The following is a 22,052-nucleotide window of genomic DNA, read 5'->3' on the forward strand; positions in this document are numbered from 1 at the left end:
TCAGACCCGAGGCGGGCGGCTTTTATAGACCGGCAGGCGCCAGCCAAAGGCCATCGAGCCGGCGCGCAGCACCCAGCAGACCGCCGCGGCGATCAGCAGGGCAAGCCGGGTGTCGCTGCCCAGTGTCAGCGCCAGCATCGCCGCGCCCGATCCCGCCAGCGCGGCGGTGGCATACAGTTCGCCCTGTTTCAGGACCAACGGGATTTCCCCGACCACGACGTCACGCATCAGCCCGCCCAGGCAGCCTGTGGCGACGCCCATCAGGACGACGATGACACCGGGCTGGGCCTGTGCGATCGCCACACCGGTGCCGGCGGCCACCGCGATGGACAGCGCGAAACTGTCCAGCCACAACAGCCAGCGATAGCGGCTTTCCATCAGGTGGGCGGTAAAGAACACGGTGATCGCCGCCGCGACCCCGATCAGGATATAGGCCGGCTGACCGATCCAGAATACCGGGTCGCGCCCCAGCAGCAGATCGCGCACGGTACCGCCGCCGACCGCTGTCAGGCAGGCGATAAAGGCAAAGCCCACCAGATCCAGCTGTGCCCGGCTGGCGACCAGCGCGCCGGTCAGGGCAAAGATCAGGACGGAACCATAATCCAGCAGCGCCAGAAACGTCATTTGCCCGCAGCCTTTGTTTTGAAAGGGGCCATTCCGGCACGGGCCAGTTCGTCGGCGCGTTCGTTTTCCGGATGCCCGGCGTGGCCCTTGACCCATTCCCATTTGACCTGATGTCCGGCCTGTGCAGCGTCCAGGCGCTGCCATAATTCGGCGTTCTTGACCGGTTTCTTCGCGGCGGTCTTCCAGCCGTTGCGTTTCCAGCCGTGGATCCAGCTGGTCACGCCGTTTTTGACATACTGGCTGTCGGTCACAATAGTGATGGCGCTGGCACGTCCCAGCGCCTCGAGCGCATGGATGGCGGCCAGCAACTCCATGCGGTTATTGGTGGTGTTGGCCTCGCCGCCGCTGAGCTCGCGTTCCTTGACGACCTTGTCGCCGTTCATCGCGCGCAGCAAAACCCCCCAGCCGCCGGGGCCGGGATTGCCCGAGCACGCGCCGTCTGTATAGGCAAAAAGGTCAGCCATGGGCATCGGTCCGGCGTTTCCGGACGGTCAGGGGGGAGGCGTCGGTCACATCACTACTCCCACAGACAGGCAGGCCACCGCGACCAGCGTCAGAACCAGGCGCAGGCGCATCCACCAGGGCGGGGTCAGGCCCCAACGGAAAAAGGCGTAGTCCAGGAGCAGCAGAGCGGAAAAGCCGAATATCAGATTGCTGCCGGCGCTGACCGGACCGCCCCCGGTCATGAAAAAGGCCCAGAGCGCCGGGATCACCGACAGCGCATAGCCGGTGGCGGCCTGTCCACCGCTGGTCCGGGTGGCAAACCCCCACAGCACGCCGGACATGAAGGACAGGATCACCGAGCCATAAAACAGTTGCACATAGGGGCCGACGAAACGCGGACCCAGCCGGGCCGCGCCCCAGGCCTGAAGATCCCCGTTCAGATAGCTTGCCGCGCCCCACAGGAACGGGATCAGCCCGGCCAGACCCAACAGCAGCGGTGCGGTGGGCACCCGGCTCATGCGCGTTCCATCGCAAGCCGGGCGGCCAGCGCGGCGAACAACGCGGCAAATCCCCGGTTGAACCAGCGCAGCACCCGCTCAGAACCCAGCAGATAGGTCCGCGCGGTGGCGGCGAAACTGCCGTACAGCACAAAGACCACAAAGGTCATCGCCATGAAGATGCTGCCCAGCAGCGCCATTTCACCGGTGGCCGTCTGCGGCGTGCCTGACAGAAAGGGCGGCAGCAGCGCCAGAAAGAACAGCGACAGTTTGGGGTTCAGAATGTTCAGCAGGGCGCCGCGCCAGGCGATTGTCGGGCCGGGCTGGGGCTGGCGCTGCGAGGTGACCGAAAGAGCGCCGCCCGAACGCAGGCTTTGCCAGGCCAGATACAGCAGATAGGCGACACCGGCGAATTTCACGGTTTGAAACAGCAGGGCCGAGCTGTGCAGGATCGCCGCCAGCCCCAGCGCGGCAGCCACCAGATGCGGCAGGATGCCGATGGTACAGCCCAGCGCCGCCCAGGTGGCTGCGCGCCGCCCCTGACCCAGGCCCAGCGCCAGCGTGTAGATCACACCCGTTCCGGGCGCCAGGACCACGACCAGCGCGGTCAGCAGAAAGTGCATCGAGATCATGGCGCCTCCAGTCCGTTTACGCCCGCAAAATGCGCGGGACTTTGAATTCGACATCTTCGACGGCGGTTTCGACGGTCTGGACGGTGACGTCATAGCGGTCCTTGATCGCGTCGATCACCTCGGCGATCAACCGTTCGGGCGCCGACGCGCCGGCGGTCACGCCGATGCTGGACACGCCCTGCAGTGCCCGCCAGTCGATATCGCTGGCACGTTGCACCAGCTGCGCATAGCCGCATCCGGCCTTGGTGCCGACCTCGACCAGCCGGCGCGAATTGGACGAGTTGGGCGCACCCACGACCAGCATGGCATCGGCCAGCGGCGCTACGGCCTTGACCGCCTCCTGCCGGTTGGTGGTGGCATAGCAGATGTCTTCCTTGTGCGGTCCGATGATCGCCGGGAAACGTGTCTTGAGGGCGGCGACGATGTCGGCGGTGTCATCGACGCTGAGCGTGGTCTGGGTGACAAAGGCGATCCGCTCGGGGTCGCGCACCTGCACCCGGTCGACATCCTGCACGGTTTCCACCAGCAGGACCTCGCCCTCGGGCAATTGCCCCATGGTGCCGACGGTTTCCGGGTGGCCCTTGTGACCGATCATGATCATCTGCAGGCCGTTTTCGGCGTGGCGCTGGGCCTCGATATGCACTTTGCTGACCAGCGGACAGGTGGCATCCACATAGACCATCTGGCGTTCTGCCGCCTCGGCGGGAACCGATTTTGGAACACCATGCGCGGAAAAGATCACCGGCCGGTCCGTCGGGCATTCGTCCAGTTCCTCGACAAAGACCGCGCCCTTGGCCTTGAGCCCGTCGACCACGAATTTGTTGTGCACGATCTCGTGGCGCACATAGACCGGCGCGCCCCATTTCAGCAGCGCCATCTCGACGATCTTGATCGCCCGGTCAACCCCGGCGCAGAACCCGCGCGGGGCGGCCAGATAAAGAGTCAGGGGTTGTTTGTGCATGTCGTCACTCCTTGGCGCGAGACCTAAGGCTTTGCGCGTCGATGGTCCAGAGTGATCACAGGGAGGACGGCGGACAGAGCGCACTGCTATCTGCAACGCCAGCCCCGGAATCGCCGTGTCCGGCAATTCCGGCCGTTCGTCCGGGTTTCGTCAGCCTATTGGCTGCCTGCCATTGCCACGCTGCGCGGTTCCGTCATGACGGCGCGTGGCGGGCGACCGATGACTTCCTTGAGCTCTTCGAGTTCAATGAAGTTGTCGGCCTGACGGCGCAATTCGTCCGAAATCATCGGCGGCTGGCTGCGAATGGTCGAGACCACCGAAACGCGGACCCCCTGCCGTTGCAGGCTGGCCACCAGCGGCCGGAAATCGCCATCGCCGGAAAACAGCACGATATGATCGACACGCGGAGCCAGTTCCATGGCGTCCACCGTCAATTCGATATCCATGTTGCCCTTGACTTTCCGACGCCCCATGCTGTCGGTGTACTCCTTGGCGGGTTTTGTCACCATGGTGAAGCCATTGTAGTGCAACCAGTCCACCAAGGGGCGGATCGGCGAGTATTCATCGTTTTCAAGCAGTGCCGTATAATAGAATGCACGCAGCATTTTTCCGCGTCGCATGAATTCCTGGCGCAACAACTTGTAGTCGATATCAAAACCCAGTGCTTTCGCTGCCGCGTAGAGATTCGACCCATCGATGAACAGCGCGAGCCGTTCGTCCTTGTAAAACATCAATTGGTCCTTCCGGTAATCCGTTCCGTCGTCAGTTCCGTGAGTGAGTGCTTAAATTTTGACGGAGCGGTAGACTTAAAATAGGAGAATTGGCATGTATCGCAAGTATAGTGGTTAAGGGATTATTGGTCAAAAATGATCGAATTCCGGTCAGATATTGCGATTGGGTTGGGCGGAAACCTGCCTTTTTCCGATTTTCCGGTCGAAACAACCCTGATGCAGGCGATTCAGGCTCTGGCTGAATCCGGTCTGGTGATTCGCGCGGTCAGCCGGTTTTTCCGCACCCCCTGCTTTCCGGCCGGTGCCGGCCCCGACTATGTCAACGCGGCCGTTGCCATAGGTGCCGGGACGCCCCCCGAGCAGATCTTGCATAGGTTGCACGATATCGAAAGCCGGTTCGGTCGGGCCCGCGACACCCGCTGGGGCATGCGTACGCTGGATCTGGACCTGTTGCTGCATGGTGACACCATCCACCCTGACCGCGCCGGTTTCGCACATTGGCTGAACCTGCCGCCGGCCGAGCAGAGACGGGCGGCGCCCCAGCGGCTGATCCTGCCGCATCCGCGGCTGCAGGACCGCGCCTTTGTACTGGTGCCGCTGGCCGATATCCTGCCGGACTGGCGGCATCCGGTGCTGGGGCGCACCGTAAGGCAGCTCTGCGCCGATCTGCCGGCAGGGGAACGAGACGCGATCCGCCCGTTGTGACCGGACGGATCAGGTGATTCTCTGCTTGTCAATCGGCAGATTCGCGACTACATACGCCCCTTCTGGACGAAATTATCTGTTGGAGAGTCGCCGATGGCCCGCGTAACGGTCGAAGACTGCGTTGACAAGGTTCCGAACCGGTTCGAACTGGTGATGCTGGCCGCCCATCGGGCGCGCGAGATTTCTGCCGGTGCCGCGATTACCGTGGATCGGGACAACGACAAGAACCCGGTCGTGTCACTGCGCGAGATTGCCGACGAGACCCAGCGCGCCGACGATCTGCGCGAACGTCTGATCGAAAGCAACCAGAGCCAGATCGAGGTCGACGAGCCCGAAGAGGACAGCATGGCGCTGTTGATGGGGGCCGAGGCGGACAAGCCCGCCGATGACGACATGTCCGAGGAAAAGCTGTTGCGGGCGCTGATGGAGGCGCAGGGCCAGGGCTGAGCCAGGCGCGACACTCCGAGGTGCGGACCGGATGATTGCAGTTGAAGATCTGATTGCGCTGGTCCGCAACTACAACCCCAAGGCCAATGCCCGGCGCATCGCCGACGCCTATGAGTACGGGCTGCAGATGCACGAGGGGCAGTTCCGCCATTCCGGCGAGCCGTATTTCTCGCATCCCGTCGCCGTCGCTGCCATTCTGACCGAACAGCGGCTGGACGACGCCACGATCATCACCGCGCTGCTGCATGACACGATCGAGGACACCAAGGCCTCGTATGGCGAGGTCGAGTCCCGGTTCGGGCGCGAAGTCGCCGAATTGGTCGACGGTGTTACCAAGCTGACCAACCTGCAGTTGTCCAGCACCGAGACCAAACAGGCCGAGAATTTCCGCAAGCTGTTCATGGCCATGTCCAAGGATCTGCGGGTGATCCTGGTCAAGCTGGCCGACCGGTTGCACAACATGCGCACGATCAAGTCGATGCGCCCGGACAAGCAGGTGCAAAAGGCGCGCGAAACCATGGACATCTATGCGCCGCTGGCCGGGCGCATGGGCATGCAGTGGATGCGCGAAGAGCTGGAAGACCTGTCGTTTCGTGTCCTCAACCCCGAGGGCCGGCAGTCGATCATCCGCCGGTTCATCACTCTGCAGCGCGAAACCGGCGACGTCATCCAACGCATCACCGGCGACATGCGCCACGAATTGGAAAAGGCCGGAATCGAGGCCGAAGTCTTTGGACGCGCCAAGAAACCCTATTCGATCTGGCGCAAGATGCAGGAAAAGGAACAGGGGTTCTCGCGCCTGTCCGACATTTACGGATTTCGCATCATCACCGGCAGCGAAGAGGATTGCTATCGCACGCTGGGTGCGATCCACCGGCGCTGGCGGGCCGTGCCGGGGCGGTTCAAGGATTACATCAGCCAGCCCAAGACCAACGGGTACCGGTCCATTCACACCACGGTATCAGGGCGCGACGGCAAACGCGTCGAGGTGCAGATCCGCACCCGCCAGATGCATGACGTGGCCGAAACCGGCGTTGCGGCGCACTGGTCCTATCGTGACGGGGTGCGCACGGAAAACCCGTTTGCGGTGGATCCGGCGAAATGGATATCCGGGCTGACCGAACAGTTCGACGCCGAAGAGGATCACGAGGATTTTCTCGAAGCGGTCAAACTGGAGATGTATTCGGATCAGGTCTTTTGCTTTACCCCCAAGGGCGATGTCGTCAAGTTGCCGCGCGGCGCCACGCCGATCGATTTCGCCTATGCCATCCACACCCGCATCGGCGGCTCCTGCGTCGGGGCCAAGGTCGACGGGCTGCGCGTGCCGTTGTGGACCCGGCTGAAAAACGGCCAGTCGGTCGAGGTCATCACCGCCGAGGGGCAGACTCCGCAGGCCAGCTGGCTGGACATCGCCACCACCGGCAAGGCCCGCACCGCGATCCGTCGGGCTCTGCGCGAGGTCGACCGCGAGCGGTTCGTCAAGCTGGGCCAGGAACTTGCACGGTCGGCTTTTGAACATGTGGGACGCAAGGCCACCGACAAGGCGCTGGACACGGCGGCAAAACACCTTCGGCTGAAGGGGCGCAAGGAATTGCTGGCCCGTCTGGGCAGCGCCGAACTGACCGCGCATGACGTGGTGCAGGCGGTCTATCCGGATCTCGCCCCCGACGAGGGCGATCAGATTCCGCTGCGCCGCGCGGTGATCGGCCTGAGCCCGGGCCAGTCGTTTGAACGCGCACCCTGCTGTCAGCCGCTGCCGGGCGAACGCATTCTTGGGATCACCTTTCGCGGCAAGGGTGTCGTCGTACATGCGATCGACTGCGACAAGCTGAGCGAATACGAGGATCAGCCGGACCGCTGGGTCGATCTGCACTGGCACAGCGGCACCCATCCGGCGGTCTATGGCGCCACGCTGGATCTGACCATCGGTAATGACGCCGGCGTCCTGGGGCGCATTTGCACATTGATCGGCGAAAAGAAGGCCAATATCAGCGATCTGGAATTCGTCGACCGGAAACCCGATTTTTACCGCATTATCGTCAAGGTCGAATTGCGGGATGTCGAACAATTGCTGTCGCTGATGCTGGCGCTGGAGGCGGACAGCGACGTCGCCGCCGTCGAGCGCCATAGAGAAAAGGCCAAGGTTCACGCCGCGGTCAATTGATTTGAACCGGGACAGCAAAGGACGAGCCCTTGGTATTCAGACGCCGTGACCGACGCTCCGTGCTGCGCGTGATCGCGGATTTCCTGTACCCGAGGGGGGGCTGGACCCGGGCCTTTCACTATGTGAAACACCGGGTCAGACGTCTGCCGGACACCCCCGAACGTATTGCGCGTGGCATTTGGGCCGGGGTCTTTACCACCTTTACCCCGTTTTACAGCCTGCATTTCCTTATCGCCTTTATCATCGCCCGGATCATGCGTGGAAACATCCTGGCGGCGCTCATGGCGACGTTCTTCGGCAATCCGCTGACCTATGTCCCGATCGGGTTCATTTCGCTGAAAACCGGACATTTCTTGCTCGGCACGACCTTTGAAGAGGGCGATGCGCGTTCGTTCAGCGGAAAATTCGTCGATGCGCTGGGCGATCTCAAGAACAACTTTATCGCCCTGTTTGCCGGAGGCGAGCCTGACTGGTCCGGGCTGAGCGTGTTTTATGACGAGGTGTTCTTTCCCTATCTCATCGGCGGGCTGGTCCCCGGCATCGTCGCGGGCACGGTCTGTTACGTGCTCAGCCTGCCGCTGATCCGCGCCTATCAAAAGCGCCGCAAGAAAGTGATCAAAAAGAAATTCGACGCGATCCGAAAAAAGGCCGAGTCCGAGGCTGACGCGGGGGACAAACGGGATTAGGCTGCGCGGGACGCTCTGAACGGAACCTGCGCAATGACAGATCAGCCCCTGCGCCTCGGCGTGAATATCGACCATGTCGCGACGGTGCGCAACGCCCGCGGCGGCGCCTATCCCGATCCGCTGCGCGCGGCGCAGGTCGCAGAGCAGGCCGGGGCCGACGGCATCACCGCGCATCTGCGCGAAGACCGCCGTCATATCAGCGATGCCGATATTGACGGGCTGATGCAGGTTTTGTCGATCCCGCTGAATTTCGAGATGGCGGCAACCGACGAGATGCAGCAGATCGCCCTGCGCCACAAACCGCATGCGGTCTGTATCGTGCCGGAAAAGCGCGAGGAACGCACCACCGAGGGCGGGCTCGAGGTGGCGCGCGAAGAAAACCGGCTGGCGCATTTCATCGCGCCGCTGCGCGAGGCCGGGTGTCGCGTGTCGATCTTTATCGCTGCCGACCGGCGTCAGATCGACGCCGCGCATCGGATCGGCGCCGAAGTGATCGAGCTGCATACCGGCGCTTATTGCGATGCGTTCTCCGAGGGCCGGATGGAGGCGTATCAGGCCGAGCTGCAGGCGCTGCGCGAGATGTCGGCCTATGCGCATTCCCTGGGGCTGGAAGTGCATGCCGGGCATGGGCTGACCTATGACTCGGTGACGCCGATTGCCGCCTTTCCCGAGGTGCGCGAGTTGAATATCGGGCATTTCCTGATCGGCGAGGCGATCTTTCGCGGGCTGGAGCCGGCGATTGCCGAGATGCGCCGCCTGATGGACGCAGCCCGGGGCTGACACTTTCGCGTGAGGCCGGGGCGGTGCCGATTGCCCGCTGGACACCGGCACGGCAGGCTGTGGACGCGATACGTCACATCACATCATTTGGGAGGTTCCATCATGCGGCACATTGTTTCCGCTGTCACCCTGGCCCTGTTCGTCGCCGCGCCGCTGGCGGCGCAGGACACGGTGCGCAAGCTCATTCCAGTCAAGGGCGATGTCTATCTGTTCCAGAACAATTTCCACCAGTCGCTGATCGTTGTCACCGACGAGGGGACCGTCAGGATCGATCCGATCAACGCCGAAGCCGGCGCCTGGCTGAACGACAACCTTTCCGAAATCACCGATCAGCCGGTGACCCATCTGATCTATTCCCACAGCCACCTGGATCATGCTTCGGGCGGCGCCGCGCATCCGGAAGCGCAGGTCATCGCGCATGAAAACGCCCCGGACAGCATCGACGGTGTCTCACCGGATCTGCGGGTGGGCGACAGCCATGTGCTGGAAGTGGGCGGCAAGACGGTTGAACTGACCTATCTCGGCCCCGGACATGGTCAGGACATGATTGCAGCGGTGGTGCGGCCCGAGAATGTCGGCTTTGTCGTCGATGTGGCGGCGCCCAACCGGTTGCCTTACCGCGATATGGGGGGCGCCAACCTGGATGACTGGATGGCCCAGATCAAGGCCGCCCAGGCGATGGATTTCGAGATATTCGCGCCCGGTCACGGACCGATCGGCACCCATGCCGACTTGCAGGCGCATCTGGACTATTTCACCGATCTGCGCAGCGGCGTGCTGGCCGGGTTGCAGGCCGGTGCGACGGTCGAGCAGATTCAGGCCGACCTGATGCTGGCGGATTACAGCGGCTGGATGCAATACGAAGCCTGGCGTGAACTGAACATTCAGGGCATGGCCGACTACCTGACCCGCGAGGGGCTGGTCAACTGATCCTCCGACTTGCCAATTCGTCGGGAACCGTGGCACATCCCGCCGGATGAGCACCAGACGACTTGACACCAGGCAATGCCAACTGACGGGGCCGCTCCGATGATATTGGGCATCGGCACCGATCTGGCGAACATCGACCGCATACAGGCCACGCTGGACCGGTTCGGCGACCGATTCCGCAACCGGGTCTTTACCGAGGTCGAGCAACGCAAGGCCGAACGCCGGCGCGACACCGCCGGCACCTATGCCAAGCGCTGGGCCGCGAAAGAGGCCTGTTCCAAGGCGCTGGGCACGGGGTTGCGCATGGGCATTGCCTGGAAGGACATGGCCGTCAGCAATCTGCGCACCGGGCAGCCGGTCATGCAGGTCACCGGCTGGGCCGCCGACCGGCTGGCGCAGATGACTCCGCCCGGGCACGAGGCGATCATCCATGTCACGCTGACCGACGATCACCCCTGGGCGCAGGCCTTTGTCGTGATCGAGGCACGCCCGCTGGGCAACACGGTCGCCGCGCCTTGACACTGGCCCGAGCGCCCCGCATGTAGCGCCCAACTCAAGATACCCCGGAGACCCGAATGGCCGAGCAAGCCAAAAAAGGAAGCGCCGTTCTGGAAACGGTCAAGACCATCGTCTATGCGCTCTTGATCGCAGGCGTATTCCGCACGCTGTTCTTTCAGCCCTTCTGGATTCCCTCGGGTTCGATGAAAGAGACGTTGTTGATCGGGGATTTCCTCTTTGTGAACAAGATGGCCTATGGCTATTCCTACGCCTCGTGCCCCAGCGTGATCCTGCCCGGTGTCGGCATCAATATCGACGCCGAGGATATCTGCGGCGTCTTCCGAAAGAACAATGGCCGCCTGTTCGGCTCGGAACCGGAACGGGGCGACGTCGTGGTGTTCCGTCACCCGGTCTCGGGGCGCGATTTCATCAAACGGCTGGTTGGGCTGCCGGGCGACCGAATTCAGGTGCGCGCCGGGGTGCTGTCCATCAACGGTCAACCCGTGGGATTGAAAGCGGACGGCGTGTTCACCGAGACCTACGAGGCGCAGGGGCCGCAGGGCACCCGCCCACGCTGTTCCAACGGCCCGGTCGGCAACGGTGCGGACTGCGAAAAGACCCGTATGGTGGAAACCTTTCCCGAAGGCACGCAACACACGATCCTGGATATCGGCATGCAGGGCATGGACAATACCGGCATCTATTCTGTGCCCGAGGGGTATTACTTCTTTATGGGCGACAACCGCGACAATTCCAGCGACAGCCGCCTGCCGCAATCGGCCGGCGGGGTCGGGTTCGTGCCGTATGAAAACCTGATCGGGCGTGCCGATCGGGTCATGTTCAGTTCAGCGGGCCGTTCGATGCTGTTCTTCTGGACTTGGCGCGGTGATCGGTTCTTCAAGGCGGTGCGGTGAAGTTGTCGGCCGAATTGCAGGCGTTTCAACGCCGGATCGGCCACGAGTTTTCCCGGCCCGAGCTGTTACTGCGGGCGCTGACCCATGGCTCGATCTCGTCGCCGACCCGGGCCCATAACCAGCGGCTGGAATTTCTGGGTGACCGGGTGCTGGGGCTGGTGATGGCCAATGCCCTGCTGGAACATGACAAGACTGCGACCGAGGGCCAGTTGGCGCCCCGGTTCAACGCGCTGGTGCGCAAGGAAACCTGTGCCGATGTCGCCCGCGACATCGACCTTGGCGCGGTGCTCAAGCTGGGTCGCTCGGAAATGCTGTCGGGCGGGCGGCGCAAACAGGCGCTGCTGGGCGATGCCATGGAAGCGGTGATCGCCGCCGTTTACAAGGATGCCGGGCTCGAGGCGGCGGGCGCGATGATCCTGCGCCTGTGGGGCGATCGCGTCGACCGTGTCGAGGCAGACGCGCGCGACGCCAAGACCGCGCTGCAAGAATGGGCGCAGGCCCGCGGCCAGACGCCGCCGACCTATCTCGAGATCGACCGCAGTGGCCCGGACCACGCGCCGGTCTTTACCATTGTCGCGCGTCTGCAGAGTGGCCAGGAGGCCTGCGCCACGGCCGGCTCGAAACGCCAGGCGGAACAAGGCGCAGCAACCGCATTGCTGCAGAAACTGGAGCAGAACACATGACGCGCGCCGGATTCGTCGCCCTGATCGGAGAGCCCAACGCGGGCAAGTCGACCCTGTTGAACAGGATGGTCGGCGCCAAGGTGTCGATTGTCACGCACAAGGTGCAGACCACCCGCGCGCGCATTCGCGGTGTGGCGATGCAGGGGCCGTCGCAGATCGTCTTTGTCGACACGCCGGGCCTGTTCCAGCCGCGCCGGCGGCTGGACCGTGCCATGGTGGCGGCGGCCTGGGGGGGGGCGGCGGATGCCGACGTGGTGGTGTTGCTGATCGAGGCACATCGCGGTGTCACCGAAGGCGTCGAGCGGATACTGGAAGGTCTTGCTGATATCGGGCAGGGACGCAAGGTGGCGCTGGCGATCAACAAGATCGACAGGGTGCAATCCGAAGCGCTGTTGGCGCTGACCAAGGACATGAACGATCGCTATGGCTTTGCCGAGACGTTCATGATCTCCGCCGAAAAAGGCCATGGGGTGCAGGCCTTGCGGGAATGGCTGGCGGGCGAGGTGCCCGAGGGGCCGTGGCTGTATCCCGAAGACCAGATCGCCGATCTGCCGATGCGCATGATCGCCGCCGAGATGACCCGGGAAAAGCTGACCTTGCGGTTGCATCAGGAATTGCCCTATCAGATGACGGTGGAAACCGAGACCTGGCAGGAGCGCAAGGACGGCTCGGCCCGGATCGATCAGGTGATCTATGTGGTGCGCGACGGGCACAAGGGGATCGTGCTGGGTCATAAGGGCGAAACCATCAAGGCCGTGTCGAAAGCGGCGCGCGAAGAGCTGTGCGAATTCCTTGGGCGCAAGGTCCATCTGTTCCTGCAGGTCAAGGTGCGTCCGAACTGGCTGGACGAGGCCGAGCGCTATTCCGAGATGGGGCTGGATTTCAAAGACGGCGCATGATCGGACATCGCTTTTTTCAACGCCAGCAGGCGCGTCCCGTTATCCACGGGGGCGTGGCATGAGCCGTCTGACGGCAGAGTTCTGGGTGCAGGCCTATCTGGCGCGGCTGCGGCTGATGGAGATTCCCGCCTTTGTCGTGGCGCATGGCGACGATTCCGCCGGCGCGGTTCTGGTCAAGCTGAACACGCTGGACGGGCAGGCGACGGCCTATCAGCGCTCGTTCGACCTGATGACCGGCAACCGGCGCTGGGTGGATCTGGCCAGCGGCGACGAGACCGAGGTGGACGCGGCGATTGCCCGGCAGCGCGGCTTTGACCCGGATCTGTGGGTCATCGAGGTCGAGGATCGGCAGGGCCGTCACCTGCTGCAGGAGCCGGGATTGTCGGATTAGGGTCCGTCGATGCCCATCGCGCCACAGGCCTGGGCAATCCAGTCGCCGCCGGCATAGCCGACAGATTGCACGACGGCATCGGCATGGGGGTTGGTGAACAGGGCGACAAAGGGTTTGGCCGGATCAATCCCGTCGGCCTCCTGCACCGTGCCGCAGGCCACGATCAGCGCCTCGCTTGCGCTGGTCATCATCCGGACATTGCGGTAACGCGCTTGCTGGGGGGCTTGCAGCAGGTTGGCCAGGCTGTCGGCCAGCGCCGCGCGCAGACGGGCGTCGGCGGGCACGCGCCGGCCATAGCTGGGGTTCATCAGTGGTTCGGATTCACGCCCCTCGGCAAAGACCGCGGCCCGGTGCCGGGCCATGACGATGCCGATCCGGGGCGCACGGATATCGTATCCGGTATCGAAATCCGAACGGATCGGGGCCAGATCGGCGGCGCCGGCCAATGTCGGCACACAGGTCAGTGCAAGGGTCAGGATGCAGCGCAGCATGGTGCGACCTCCTTGGGTTTGCGGCCCCGGATGCCTACCATACAATTGCGGCGATCGCGTGGCGGCAATCGGGCGGCGCCTTGCCTTCGCCCGCGCGGCATGGACTATGAGGTCATGGAATGGCGTGACCAGGGCATATTGCTGACGATGCGGCGCCACGGCGAGACCGCGGCGATCATCGACGTTTTCACCCGGGCGCATGGCCGCCATGCCGGTGTCGTACGGGGCGGTGCCAGCCGCAGGATCGCGCCGATCCTGCAACCCGGCGCGCAGCTCGACCTGTTATGGCGGGCGCGGTTGGAGAACCATATCGGCGCCTATCAGGTCGAGCCGATCCGCAGCCGGGCCGCTGCGGCCATGTCGGATCGGCTGGCGCTGGCCGGGCTGAACGCGGTGACCGCGCTTTTGACCTTTGGCCTGCCGGACCGCGAGCCGCATGACGCGCTCTATCAGCGCAGTGAACAATTGCTGGATCTGTTGGGGCAGAACGATATCTGGCCGCTGGCCTATCTGAACTGGGAACTGGCGCTGCTGGACGAGTTGGGCTTTGGTCTGGACCTGCGGAATTGCGCCGCGACCGGGTCGACCGACGATCTGATCTATGTCTCGCCGAAATCGGGACGGGCCGTGTCGCGCGACGGGGCCGGTGACTGGGCGAACCGCATGCTGCCTCTACCGCCGGTTCTGCGCGGGGTGGGGCCAGCCCCGGATTCCGAGGTGGCGCAGGCGCTGGGCACGACCGGTTATTTCATCGAGAACCGTCTGGCACCGGCGCTGGGAAACAAGCCTGTCCCCGAAGCGCGCGCCCGGTTCATCCAGGCGTTCCGCCGGCGGCTGTAAAGACCATCTCGCGCCCGGAGGCCTCGCGCAGGACCAGCACCGAACCGCTGACCTCGGCCTCTGTCATGGCGCTCAATGCGTCCAGATAGCGGGTAGCGGGGATGACATCGGTGCAGGGCATCGGGGCAACGGCCGGCGGTCCGATCTGGAACCAGGGATAGGGCGCACGGATCGACGCCCGATAGCGGTGGCACGGCGTGTGTCCGGCGATCTGACCGGCGGCGGGAAAGCCCAGCGTGGCGTGCAACCGGGCAGGGCGTCCCTGGAACTCGGTCAACCGCCAATATGTTCCGGTGCCGGCATAGCGCGACAGGGTTTCATTCGTGGCGCAACCGGCCAGACCCGCTGTCAGGGTCAGCGCAATCAGGGCCAGCGCAATGGCCCATGCCGTCGCGATCGGACCCGGTTGACCCGAACCGGGGCACGGGCAGGCAGAACGGCCGGTGGCATCACATAGGTCTCTCTGCTCGGTCCGGGGCGCGCCCGGATGGCGCGCAAGGAAGAGGTGCCGGGTTGTCCGATGCGAGGACGGTTCGCCGCCCCGGACCCCGGCACCGGTACGCGTCAGCCCAGCAGGCGGCGCGATATGACCTGGGCCTGGATTTCCGCAGCACCTTCAAAGATGTTCAGGATTCGGGCGTCGCACAGAACCCGCGAGATCTTGTATTCCATGGCAAAGCCATTGCCGCCATGGATCTGCAACCCGTTGTCGGCCGCTGCCCAGGCGACGCGGGCGCCCAGCAGCTTGGCCATGCCGGCTTCGAGATCGCAGCGCCGGCCTTCGTCCTTTTCCCGGGCGCTGAAATAGGTCAGCTGGCGGGCGATCATCAGTTCGACCGCCATCATCGCCAACTTGCCCGAGACGCGCGGGAATTCGATCAGCGATTTGCCGAATTGTTTGCGGTCCTGCGCGTATTGCATCGAGATATCCAGCGCCGACTGCGCCACGCCGATGGCGCGGGCCGCGGTCTGGATGCGGGCGGATTCAAAGGTTTCCATCAACTGCTTGAAGCCGCGCCCTTCTTCGCCACCCAACAGGTTCTCGCCCTTGACGTGGAAATCGTCAAAGCCGAGCTCGTATTCCTTCATGCCGCGATAGCCCAGAACCTCGATCTCGCCGCCGGTCATGCCGGGGGTGGGAAAGGGATCGTCGACCGTACCGGGGGTTTTCTCGGCCAGAAACATGCTGAGCCCGCGATGGTCGGTGGTGGCGGGATCGGTGCGCGCCAACAGCGTCATCACATGGGTGCGCGCGGCATGGGTGATCCAGGTCTTGTTGCCGGTGACGCGATAATCGTCGCCATCCTTGACCGCACGGGTGCGCAGGCTGCCCAGGTCCGAGCCGGTATTGGGTTCGGTGAAGACCGCCGTCGGCAAGGTTTCGGCGCTGGCGATGCGCGGCAGCCATTTCGCCTTTTGCGCGTCGGTGCCACCACACAGGATCAGTTCGGCGGCGATCTCGCTGCGGGTGCCCAGGCTGCCGACACCGATATAGCCGCGCGACAATTCCTCGGACACCACGCACATCGACGCCTTGGACAGACCGAACCCGCCATATTCCTCGGGGATGGTCAGGCCAAAGACGCCCATTTCGGCCAGTTCCTCGATCACCTCGATCGGGATCAGCTCGTCCTTGAGATGCCAGTCATGGGCAAAGGGTTCGACCTTTTCCACCGCATAGCGGCGAAACTGTTCGCGGATCATCTCGAGCTCGTCGTCCAACCCCGAGGCCCCGACCATGATATTGGCGGAATGTTCCTGCATCAGCTCGACCAGGCGGGTGCGGGCGGCCTGGGTGTTGCCCGCGCTCATCAGGGTCTGCACCTCGGCGCATTGAAAGCCCGACAGGGCGTCCCACCCGAGGCCCATTTCCTGCAAACGCAGGATTTCGCCCTGGTTCATCGGGATACCGCCGGCGATCTGGTGCAGATATTCGCCAAAGGCGATCTGCAGGATCAGCTGCTCGGTCTCGCCGAATTTTCCGTCTGCGGTCAGCCGTTCGGCCCAGCCCTGCATCTGTTGCAGGCTTTCGACATAGGTGGCCAGCCAGGCCAGCCCGTGTGCCGCAGTCTGATTCGCCTCGATCAGAGCGCCGGAGACGCGGCCATCCTGGGTGACCATGTCGCGCAGCCGTGCGCGCGCGATGTCCAGAACACCCTGAACCGGGGCGATCGCCGCGCCGGTCAATGCCAGTAGATCGGGCAGGATCACCGCCCCGTTTTCCCGAGTTGTCATTTGCAGATCCCGTCCGTCATGTGCCATGAATCAAGTCCTGTTCTTCCCGTGGTCGGTCCTAGTCATTTCGCAGGTGCAGCGCAACAAAAATACGCTGGAAACGTCGAAGAGGATCAAAAGTTGCGTGACAAGTTACTGCAATGCGGCATCCTCAAGGGGTGATATGGCGCTGAAATGACCGAAATCCTCAGTTTTCTGACGCCCGGCCTGAGTTGGGGCGAATTTTCGCTGGCTTTGGCCATCACCTGCCTTGCCGGGTTGGTCAAGGGGCTGGTCGGGTTCGCGCTGCCGATGATCGTGGTTTCGGGGCTGGGGATGTTCCTGGCGCCCGAGATCGCTCTGGCCGGATTGATCCTGCCGACCCTGGTCGCCAATGGCATTCAGGCGCTGCGGCAGGGGCCGCGCGCCGCACTGCAGTCAATCCGCCGGTTCGGCGTTTTTCTGGGCGTCGGTCTGGTGTTTCTGCTGGCCAGCGCCCAATTGGTCCGGGTGCTGCCGCAATCCGCCCTGCTTCTGATGATCGGTCTGCCGATCGTGGCCTTTTCGCTGTTTCAATTGGGCGGACTCAAGTTTTCCCTGAACGGCGCGAACCGGCGCATCGAGGCGCTGATCGGAGCGGTCGCCGGGTTTATCGGTGGCATGTCGGGCATCTGGGGACCGCCAACCGTGGCCTATCTGACCGCCCTGAACACCCCCAAGGGCGAACAGATGCGGGTGCAGGGCGTGATCTATGGGCTGGGGGCCGTCGCCCTGTTCGCGGCGCATCTGGGGTCGGGGGTGTTGCGGGCCGAGACATTGCCCTTTTCGGTCACGCTGATCGCGCCGGCGGTGCTGGGCATGTGGCTGGGTGGGTGGTTTCAGGACCGGATCGAGCAAAACACCTTTCGCAGGGCCACGCTGTTCGTGTTGCTGATCGCCGGTCTGAATCTGACCCGGCGCGGCCTGTTCGGCTGAGCGCGGGCATCTTTCGGACATTCCCCCGCGTGCGGACCGCGCCGGCATGCAACGATCGGCAGTCCCGTCCCGGAATCGGGTACCACCCGCGCGGATGGGGAACAAAAAAGCGCCCCGCAGGGCGCTTTTCGTGTTTTGAATTGACGGGGCGCGTCAGCCGATGGCGGCGGCTTTCACGTCCTCGTCGATATAGGGCAGGTACTGCTCGAAATTGCCGGCGAACATGTCCACCAGCTTGGCCGCCTGCCGGTCATAGGCCTCTGGATCGTCCCAGGTGCGGCGCGGGTCCAGCAGCACTTCGGCCACGCCCGGCACGCTGACCGGGACTTCAAAGCCGAAATTGGCGTCCTTGCGGAACTCGGCCTCGGCCAGCGATCCGTCCAGAGCGGCGCTGAGCAGTGCGCGGGTGGCCTTGATCGGCATGCGGCTGCCAACGCCGTAGGACCCGCCGGTCCAGCCGGTGTTGACCAGCCAGCAGGTGGCGCCGTGCTGGGCGATCTTTTCGCGCAGCAGGTTGCCATAGACCTCGGGACGGCGTGGCATGAACGGCGCGCCGAAACAGGTCGAGAAGGTCGGCTGGGCCTCGGTGACGCCCCGCTCGGTGCCGGCCATTTTCGAGGTAAAGCCGGACAGGAAATGATACATTGCCTGGGCCGGGGTCAGCCGCGCGATCGGCGGCAACACGCCAAACGCGTCGCAGGTCAGCATGATGATGTTCTTGGGATGCCCACCGGTGCCGGTATCCGAAGCATTCGAGATATAGTGCAGCGGATAGGCACAGCGCATGTTGGCTGTCAGGCTGTCATCCTCGAAATCCGGAATACGGGTCTCTTCGTCATACACCATGTTCTCGATCACGGTGCCGAACTTGCTGGTGGTGGCATAGATTTCCGGCTCGGCTTCGGGGCTCAGATTGATGGTCTTGGCGTAACAGCCGCCCTCAAAGTTGAAGACGCCGCGATCGGACCAGCCATGTTCGTCGTCCCCCAGCAGGATGCGGTCGGGATCCGCCGAAAGCGTGGTCTTGCCGGTGCCCGACAAACCAAAGAAGATCGCCGAATCCACCGCGTTGCCGGGGGCGTGGTTGGCCGAGCAGTGCATCGGCATGACGCCTTTGTCCGGCAGCATGTAGTTCATCAGCGAAAAGATAGATTTCTTGTTTTCGCCGGCATATTCGGTGTTGGCCACCAGGATCAGCTTGCGATCGAAGTTCATCGCGATGACGGTGTCGCTGCGGCATCCGTGACGTTCCGGGTCGGCCTTGAAGCTGGGGCAGTTGATCACCGTGTATTCGGCGGTGAACGTGTCCAACTCGTCGCGATCCGGACGGCGGAACATGTTGCGGATGAAAAGGCTGTGCCAGGCCAGTTCGGTCACCAGGCGCACGTTCAGCCGATAGATCGGGTCGGCACCGACGAACATGTCCTGAACGAAATATTCCTTGCCCTTCATATGGGCGATCATGTCATCATAGAGCCGGTCAAAAGCATCCGGTTCCATTGCCGCGTTGTTGTCCCACCAGATCGTATCCTGGGTGGTTGCGGACCGGACGACATGTTTGTCTTTGGGCGAGCGGCCGGTGAACTTGCCGGTTTCCACCATGAATGACCCGCCCAGGCCCAACGCACCTTCGCCCAATTTCAGGGCCGCCTCTATGATTGCGGGTTCCAATAGGTTGTAGTGAACATTTTCCACCCCTTCGATGCCCTGATCTTCGAGGCGAAATTTCGGGTTTACCCGTCCAGCTGTCATGAGGTCGTTTCTCCTGTGTCGGCGCGGTCTTTTCGAATTCGGGTACCCTGCCGGGCACGGCGGTCAGCGCGCCATGGCGCAGGCTTTAACACGCGGCCTTGAGAACTGAACAGGGCGGTTTGGCGCAGTTAGCGCAACCACGGCCATCTTTAGCGCAACCACGATTTCACAGATCGGCGATCCGGACGAGCTTTGAGGCGCAATTCAGTCATTCCTAACGATTGTTTGCCCAGACTGGCCAAACCCATCCGGGTGATTCGCATGCGGGCACGGAACCGATGCGGCAAACGATGGCGAATGGTGAAAGCGGCCTGGGTGCCGGGCAGAATAGGGGCATATCAGATGTCAAAGATCGCATTGGTCGATGATGACCGGAATATCCTGACATCGGTGTCGATGACACTCGAGGCCGAGGGGTTCGAGGTCGAGACCTATAACGACGGACAGGCCGCGCTGGACGCGTTCAACAAGAAAATGCCGGACATGGCGGTTCTGGACATCAAGATGCCGCGCATGGACGGGATGGACCTGTTGCAGCGCCTGCGCCACAAGACGCAGATGCCGGTGATCTTCCTGACCTCTAAGGATGATGAAATCGACGAGGTTCTCGGCCTGCGCATGGGGGCTGATGACTATGTCAAGAAACCGTTTTCGCAGCGGCTGCTTGTCGAACGGATTCGGGCGCTGCTGCGTCGGCAGGACGCCGTCGCAGGCGATGCCGAAGGGGCGGGCGGCGAAGCAAAAGTGATGGAGCGCGGGCATCTGCGCATGGACCCGCTGCGTCATGCGGTCAGCTGGAAGGGCCGGGACGTGTCGCTGACGGTGACAGAATTTCTGCTGCTGCAGGCCCTGGCCCAGCGGCCCGGCTTTGTCAAAAGCCGCGATCAGTTGATGGATGTCGCCTATGACGATCAGGTCTATGTCGACGACCGGACCATCGACAGCCACATCAAGCGGCTGCGCAAGAAGATGCGCAGCGCGGATGACGGTTTTTCGGCGATCGAGACATTGTACGGGATCGGATATCGTTACAACGAAGAATAGATCGGGCTATGAATATCGCCGCCAGGGCATTCGGGCGTTTCACGACACCGCCACACCAGGAAACCGAAAAGCCCGTTGTGACGGATACAGGGTCCGATGCGTCTCGATCTGTCGCAGAGTCGGCCGAGACCACGGCCCGGCCCAAACCTGCCTGGCGTGCCTATTTCACGCTGAAAGCCTCGCCGCTGGCGCACAAGATCATCATCTTCAACCTGATCGCGCTGAACGTCCTGGTGGCCGGCATTCTCTATCTGAACAACACCCGCGAAAGTTTGGTGCAGCAGCGCGCCAGCGCGCTGGTGGGGGATGCCGAACTGGTCGCGAACGTGTTCGAGGCGCGCCTGCCGGCATCGGGTCCGGCTTCGCAATGGGCCGACGGGGCCAATGTTTCCGCGATTCTGGAACTCTTGAGCCTGCGTAACGGTATAGAGGTATTCGTCTTCGATCGCAGCCATGTCCTGGTCGGTCGCACCCGCGTTGACAATCAGAGCGAGGCGTTGACGGCGCTGGCTCCGAAGGAACTTGGGCCGACGCTGATCAGTGATGGCATGGCTGCGTTGTGGAATGGCATTCTGGCTGTGTTTCATGCCAGTGACGCGCGGGGCTCGGCGACGATAGAGGATCAGATGCGCAAGCTGATCCCGGCCACCATCGCCAAGGGCACCCAGGTCCGAACCGGGCTGGACACGTCGGGCGGAGCGGTGATCTCGGCCGCGACACCGATTCTGTGGAACGGCATTCCGGTCGGCATTGTCGGCGTCGCCAGTCCTTCGGGCGAGATCGACGCGCTGGTGCGGGGTGAGCGCGAGCGCGTGCTGCAGATGTTCGTCGTTGCGACACTTGTTTCGATCGGCCTCAGCCTGGTTTTGGCTTCAACCATTGCCACGCCGTTGTCCGATCTTGCCGCAGCCGCCGAATTGGGACGCGACCGCAATTCCCGCAATACCCAGCCGGGGCGCATCCGCATTCCGGACCTGTCCGGACGTCCGGACGAGATCGGGCGCCTGTCCCTCGCGCTGCGCGGCATGGTGTCCGCGCTCTACAGCCGGATCGAAAGCAACGAACAATTCGCGGCCGACGTTGCACACGAGATCAAGAACCCTCTGGCCAGCCTGCAATCGGCGGTGGGCACGTTGCGCATGATTCAGGCCGAAGACAAACGCGTCAAACTCTTGAACGTGATCGAACATGATGTGCGCCGGCTGGATCGGCTGGTCAGTGACATCTCGAATGCCTCGCGGCTGGATGCGGAATTGGTGAAAGAAGAAGAAGAGACCTTTGACCTGTTGAAAATGGTCACCAATCTGAACCAGTATCTGGGCGAGGATTCGCGCGCGAAAGGGATCGAGTACATTACCGACCTGCCCAAGACACCGATCATGATACAGGGCCTTGAAGCGCGTCTGGCGCAAGTCTTTGTGAATCTGATCAGCAATGCCATTTCCTTTTGCGAAGAAGGCGATGCCGTGCGTGTCTGGGCGCGCAAGCGACAGAACCGCGTGCTGGTGGTGGTCGAGGATACCGGACCCGGCATTCCAGAGCAGGCTCTGACCAAGGTTTTCAGGCGATTCTATTCCCAGCGCCCGGACGAACATTTCGGCAACAATTCGGGGCTGGGACTGGCGATTTCAAAGCAGATCGTCGAGGCGCATGGCGGCGTCATCTGGGCCGAAAACATCCGGCCGACCTCGGCGGATTTCACCTCGGCTCCGCTGGGCGCGCGATTCGTCGTGGGCCTGCCGGTCTGATC

Annotated in this window: 25 protein-coding genes; 15 read left to right on the forward strand and 10 right to left on the reverse strand. The window is 63.1% G+C overall.

What is annotated here, in order from left to right; genetic code table 11:
• The 6 genes from ACFMPD_RS10965 to ACFMPD_RS10990 all read right to left on the reverse strand — a co-directional run bounded on the left by ACFMPD_RS10965 (position 1) and on the right by ACFMPD_RS10990 (position 3,889).
• On the reverse strand, positions 1–624 hold the full coding sequence (locus tag ACFMPD_RS10965) for a trimeric intracellular cation channel family protein (protein ID WP_380994042.1): 624 nt from the start codon (positions 622–624) through the stop codon (positions 1–3).
• Positions 621–1,088, reverse strand: coding sequence for a ribonuclease HI (rnhA, locus tag ACFMPD_RS10970; RefSeq protein ID WP_380994043.1), 468 nt, complete (start codon positions 1,086–1,088; stop codon positions 621–623). The genes ACFMPD_RS10965 and rnhA overlap by 4 nt, the downstream gene beginning before the upstream one ends.
• A gap of 45 nt (positions 1,089–1,133) precedes the next feature.
• On the reverse strand, positions 1,134–1,586 hold the full coding sequence (locus tag ACFMPD_RS10975; protein WP_380994045.1) for a DUF3429 domain-containing protein: 453 nt from the start codon (positions 1,584–1,586) through the stop codon (positions 1,134–1,136).
• Positions 1,583–2,197 carry a LysE family translocator gene (locus ACFMPD_RS10980; protein ID WP_380994047.1) on the reverse strand — a complete coding sequence of 205 codons (615 nt, stop codon included), beginning with the start codon at positions 2,195–2,197 and terminating at the stop codon, positions 1,583–1,585. The genes ACFMPD_RS10975 and ACFMPD_RS10980 overlap by 4 nt, the downstream gene beginning before the upstream one ends.
• A 16-nt stretch (positions 2,198–2,213) precedes the next feature.
• Positions 2,214–3,158 (reverse strand): 4-hydroxy-3-methylbut-2-enyl diphosphate reductase, encoded by a 945-nt coding sequence (gene ispH, locus ACFMPD_RS10985; protein ID WP_380994048.1) that lies wholly within the window; start codon positions 3,156–3,158, stop codon positions 2,214–2,216.
• 155 nt (positions 3,159–3,313) lie between these two features.
• Positions 3,314–3,889, reverse strand: coding sequence for a LabA-like NYN domain-containing protein (locus ACFMPD_RS10990; protein WP_380994050.1), 576 nt, complete (start codon positions 3,887–3,889; stop codon positions 3,314–3,316).
• A gap of 135 nt (positions 3,890–4,024) precedes the next feature.
• On the opposite strand from ACFMPD_RS10990, the gene folK reads away from it, so the two are divergent.
• The 11 genes from folK to ACFMPD_RS11045 all read left to right on the forward strand — a co-directional run bounded on the left by folK (position 4,025) and on the right by ACFMPD_RS11045 (position 12,986).
• Complete coding sequence (gene folK / locus ACFMPD_RS10995) at positions 4,025–4,594, forward strand: 2-amino-4-hydroxy-6-hydroxymethyldihydropteridine diphosphokinase (RefSeq protein ID WP_380994052.1); 570 nt, start codon at positions 4,025–4,027, stop codon at positions 4,592–4,594.
• A 93-nt stretch (positions 4,595–4,687) separates the two neighbouring features.
• The gene (rpoZ, locus tag ACFMPD_RS11000) at positions 4,688–5,041 is read left to right on the forward strand and encodes a DNA-directed RNA polymerase subunit omega (protein WP_380994053.1); all 354 of its coding nucleotides are present in this window, start codon (positions 4,688–4,690) and stop codon (positions 5,039–5,041) included.
• A 31-nt stretch (positions 5,042–5,072) separates the two neighbouring features.
• Complete coding sequence (locus ACFMPD_RS11005; protein WP_380994055.1) at positions 5,073–7,205, forward strand: RelA/SpoT family protein; 2,133 nt, start codon at positions 5,073–5,075, stop codon at positions 7,203–7,205.
• 29 nt (positions 7,206–7,234) lie between these two features.
• Positions 7,235–7,891, forward strand: coding sequence for a DUF2062 domain-containing protein (locus ACFMPD_RS11010; protein ID WP_380994057.1), 657 nt, complete (start codon positions 7,235–7,237; stop codon positions 7,889–7,891).
• 33 nt (positions 7,892–7,924) lie between these two features.
• Positions 7,925–8,671 carry a pyridoxine 5'-phosphate synthase gene (locus ACFMPD_RS11015; protein ID WP_380994059.1) on the forward strand — a complete coding sequence of 249 codons (747 nt, stop codon included), beginning with the start codon at positions 7,925–7,927 and terminating at the stop codon, positions 8,669–8,671.
• A 102-nt stretch (positions 8,672–8,773) separates the two neighbouring features.
• Positions 8,774–9,601 carry an MBL fold metallo-hydrolase gene (locus ACFMPD_RS11020; RefSeq protein WP_380994061.1) on the forward strand — a complete coding sequence of 276 codons (828 nt, stop codon included), beginning with the start codon at positions 8,774–8,776 and terminating at the stop codon, positions 9,599–9,601.
• Positions 9,602–9,700: 99 nt separating this feature from the next.
• Positions 9,701–10,120 carry a holo-ACP synthase gene (gene acpS, locus ACFMPD_RS11025; RefSeq protein ID WP_380994063.1) on the forward strand — a complete coding sequence of 140 codons (420 nt, stop codon included), beginning with the start codon at positions 9,701–9,703 and terminating at the stop codon, positions 10,118–10,120.
• Between the two features lie 56 nt (positions 10,121–10,176).
• A complete protein-coding gene (gene lepB / locus ACFMPD_RS11030; RefSeq protein ID WP_380994064.1) occupies positions 10,177–11,013 on the forward strand; it encodes a signal peptidase I in 837 nt (278 codons plus the stop codon).
• Entirely contained in the window at positions 11,010–11,696 is a 687-nt protein-coding gene (gene rnc, locus ACFMPD_RS11035) for a ribonuclease III (RefSeq protein WP_380994065.1), read from the forward strand. The genes lepB and rnc overlap by 4 nt, the downstream gene beginning before the upstream one ends.
• Positions 11,693–12,595 carry a GTPase Era gene (era, locus tag ACFMPD_RS11040; RefSeq protein ID WP_380994067.1) on the forward strand — a complete coding sequence of 301 codons (903 nt, stop codon included), beginning with the start codon at positions 11,693–11,695 and terminating at the stop codon, positions 12,593–12,595. Before rnc ends, era begins: the two co-directional genes overlap by 4 nt.
• Before the next feature lie 58 nt (positions 12,596–12,653).
• Positions 12,654–12,986 (forward strand): DUF1491 family protein, encoded by a 333-nt coding sequence (locus tag ACFMPD_RS11045; protein WP_380994068.1) that lies wholly within the window; start codon positions 12,654–12,656, stop codon positions 12,984–12,986.
• Here the strand turns inward: ACFMPD_RS11045 and ACFMPD_RS11050 are convergent.
• Complete coding sequence (locus tag ACFMPD_RS11050; RefSeq protein ID WP_380994070.1) at positions 12,983–13,477, reverse strand: hypothetical protein; 495 nt, start codon at positions 13,475–13,477, stop codon at positions 12,983–12,985. The two genes, ACFMPD_RS11045 and ACFMPD_RS11050, sit on opposite strands and share 4 nt — an antisense overlap.
• Before the next feature lie 114 nt (positions 13,478–13,591).
• Here ACFMPD_RS11050 and recO point away from each other — a divergent pair, with 114 nt between their 5' ends.
• A complete protein-coding gene (gene recO / locus ACFMPD_RS11055; protein ID WP_380994112.1) occupies positions 13,592–14,317 on the forward strand; it encodes a DNA repair protein RecO in 726 nt (241 codons plus the stop codon).
• Here recO and ACFMPD_RS11060 read toward each other — a convergent pair.
• Together ACFMPD_RS11060 and ACFMPD_RS11065 are read right to left on the reverse strand one after the other, a co-directional pair.
• On the reverse strand, positions 14,289–14,903 hold the full coding sequence (locus tag ACFMPD_RS11060) for an META domain-containing protein (protein WP_380994114.1): 615 nt from the start codon (positions 14,901–14,903) through the stop codon (positions 14,289–14,291). The genes recO and ACFMPD_RS11060 overlap by 29 nt on opposite strands.
• Positions 14,882–16,579: an acyl-CoA dehydrogenase family protein gene (locus ACFMPD_RS11065; RefSeq protein ID WP_380994072.1), complete on the reverse strand. Its 1,698-nt coding sequence runs from the start codon at positions 16,577–16,579 to the stop codon at positions 14,882–14,884. Before ACFMPD_RS11065 ends, ACFMPD_RS11060 begins: the two co-directional genes overlap by 22 nt.
• 147 nt (positions 16,580–16,726) lie before the next feature.
• On the opposite strand from ACFMPD_RS11065, the gene ACFMPD_RS11070 reads away from it, so the two are divergent.
• Positions 16,727–17,506, forward strand: a complete 780-nt coding sequence (locus ACFMPD_RS11070) for a sulfite exporter TauE/SafE family protein (RefSeq protein WP_380994074.1) — start codon at positions 16,727–16,729, stop codon at positions 17,504–17,506.
• Between the two features lie 153 nt (positions 17,507–17,659).
• Here the strand turns inward: ACFMPD_RS11070 and ACFMPD_RS11075 are convergent, their stop codons facing one another.
• Positions 17,660–19,258, reverse strand: coding sequence for a phosphoenolpyruvate carboxykinase (locus ACFMPD_RS11075; protein WP_380994075.1), 1,599 nt, complete (start codon positions 19,256–19,258; stop codon positions 17,660–17,662).
• 342 nt (positions 19,259–19,600) lie between these two features.
• Between ACFMPD_RS11075 and ACFMPD_RS11080 the strand changes: the two genes are divergently transcribed.
• Both ACFMPD_RS11080 and ACFMPD_RS11085 read left to right on the forward strand, forming a co-directional pair.
• Positions 19,601–20,302, forward strand: coding sequence for a response regulator transcription factor (locus ACFMPD_RS11080; protein WP_380994076.1), 702 nt, complete (start codon positions 19,601–19,603; stop codon positions 20,300–20,302).
• A gap of 8 nt (positions 20,303–20,310) precedes the next feature.
• Positions 20,311–22,050, forward strand: coding sequence for a sensor N-terminal transmembrane domain-containing protein (locus tag ACFMPD_RS11085; protein ID WP_380994078.1), 1,740 nt, complete (start codon positions 20,311–20,313; stop codon positions 22,048–22,050).
• The last annotated feature ends 2 nt before the right edge of the window (positions 22,051–22,052 follow it).

It is taken from the genome of Sedimentitalea sediminis (assembly GCF_042687825.1).
GTDB lineage: Bacteria > Pseudomonadota > Alphaproteobacteria > Rhodobacterales > Rhodobacteraceae > Sedimentitalea.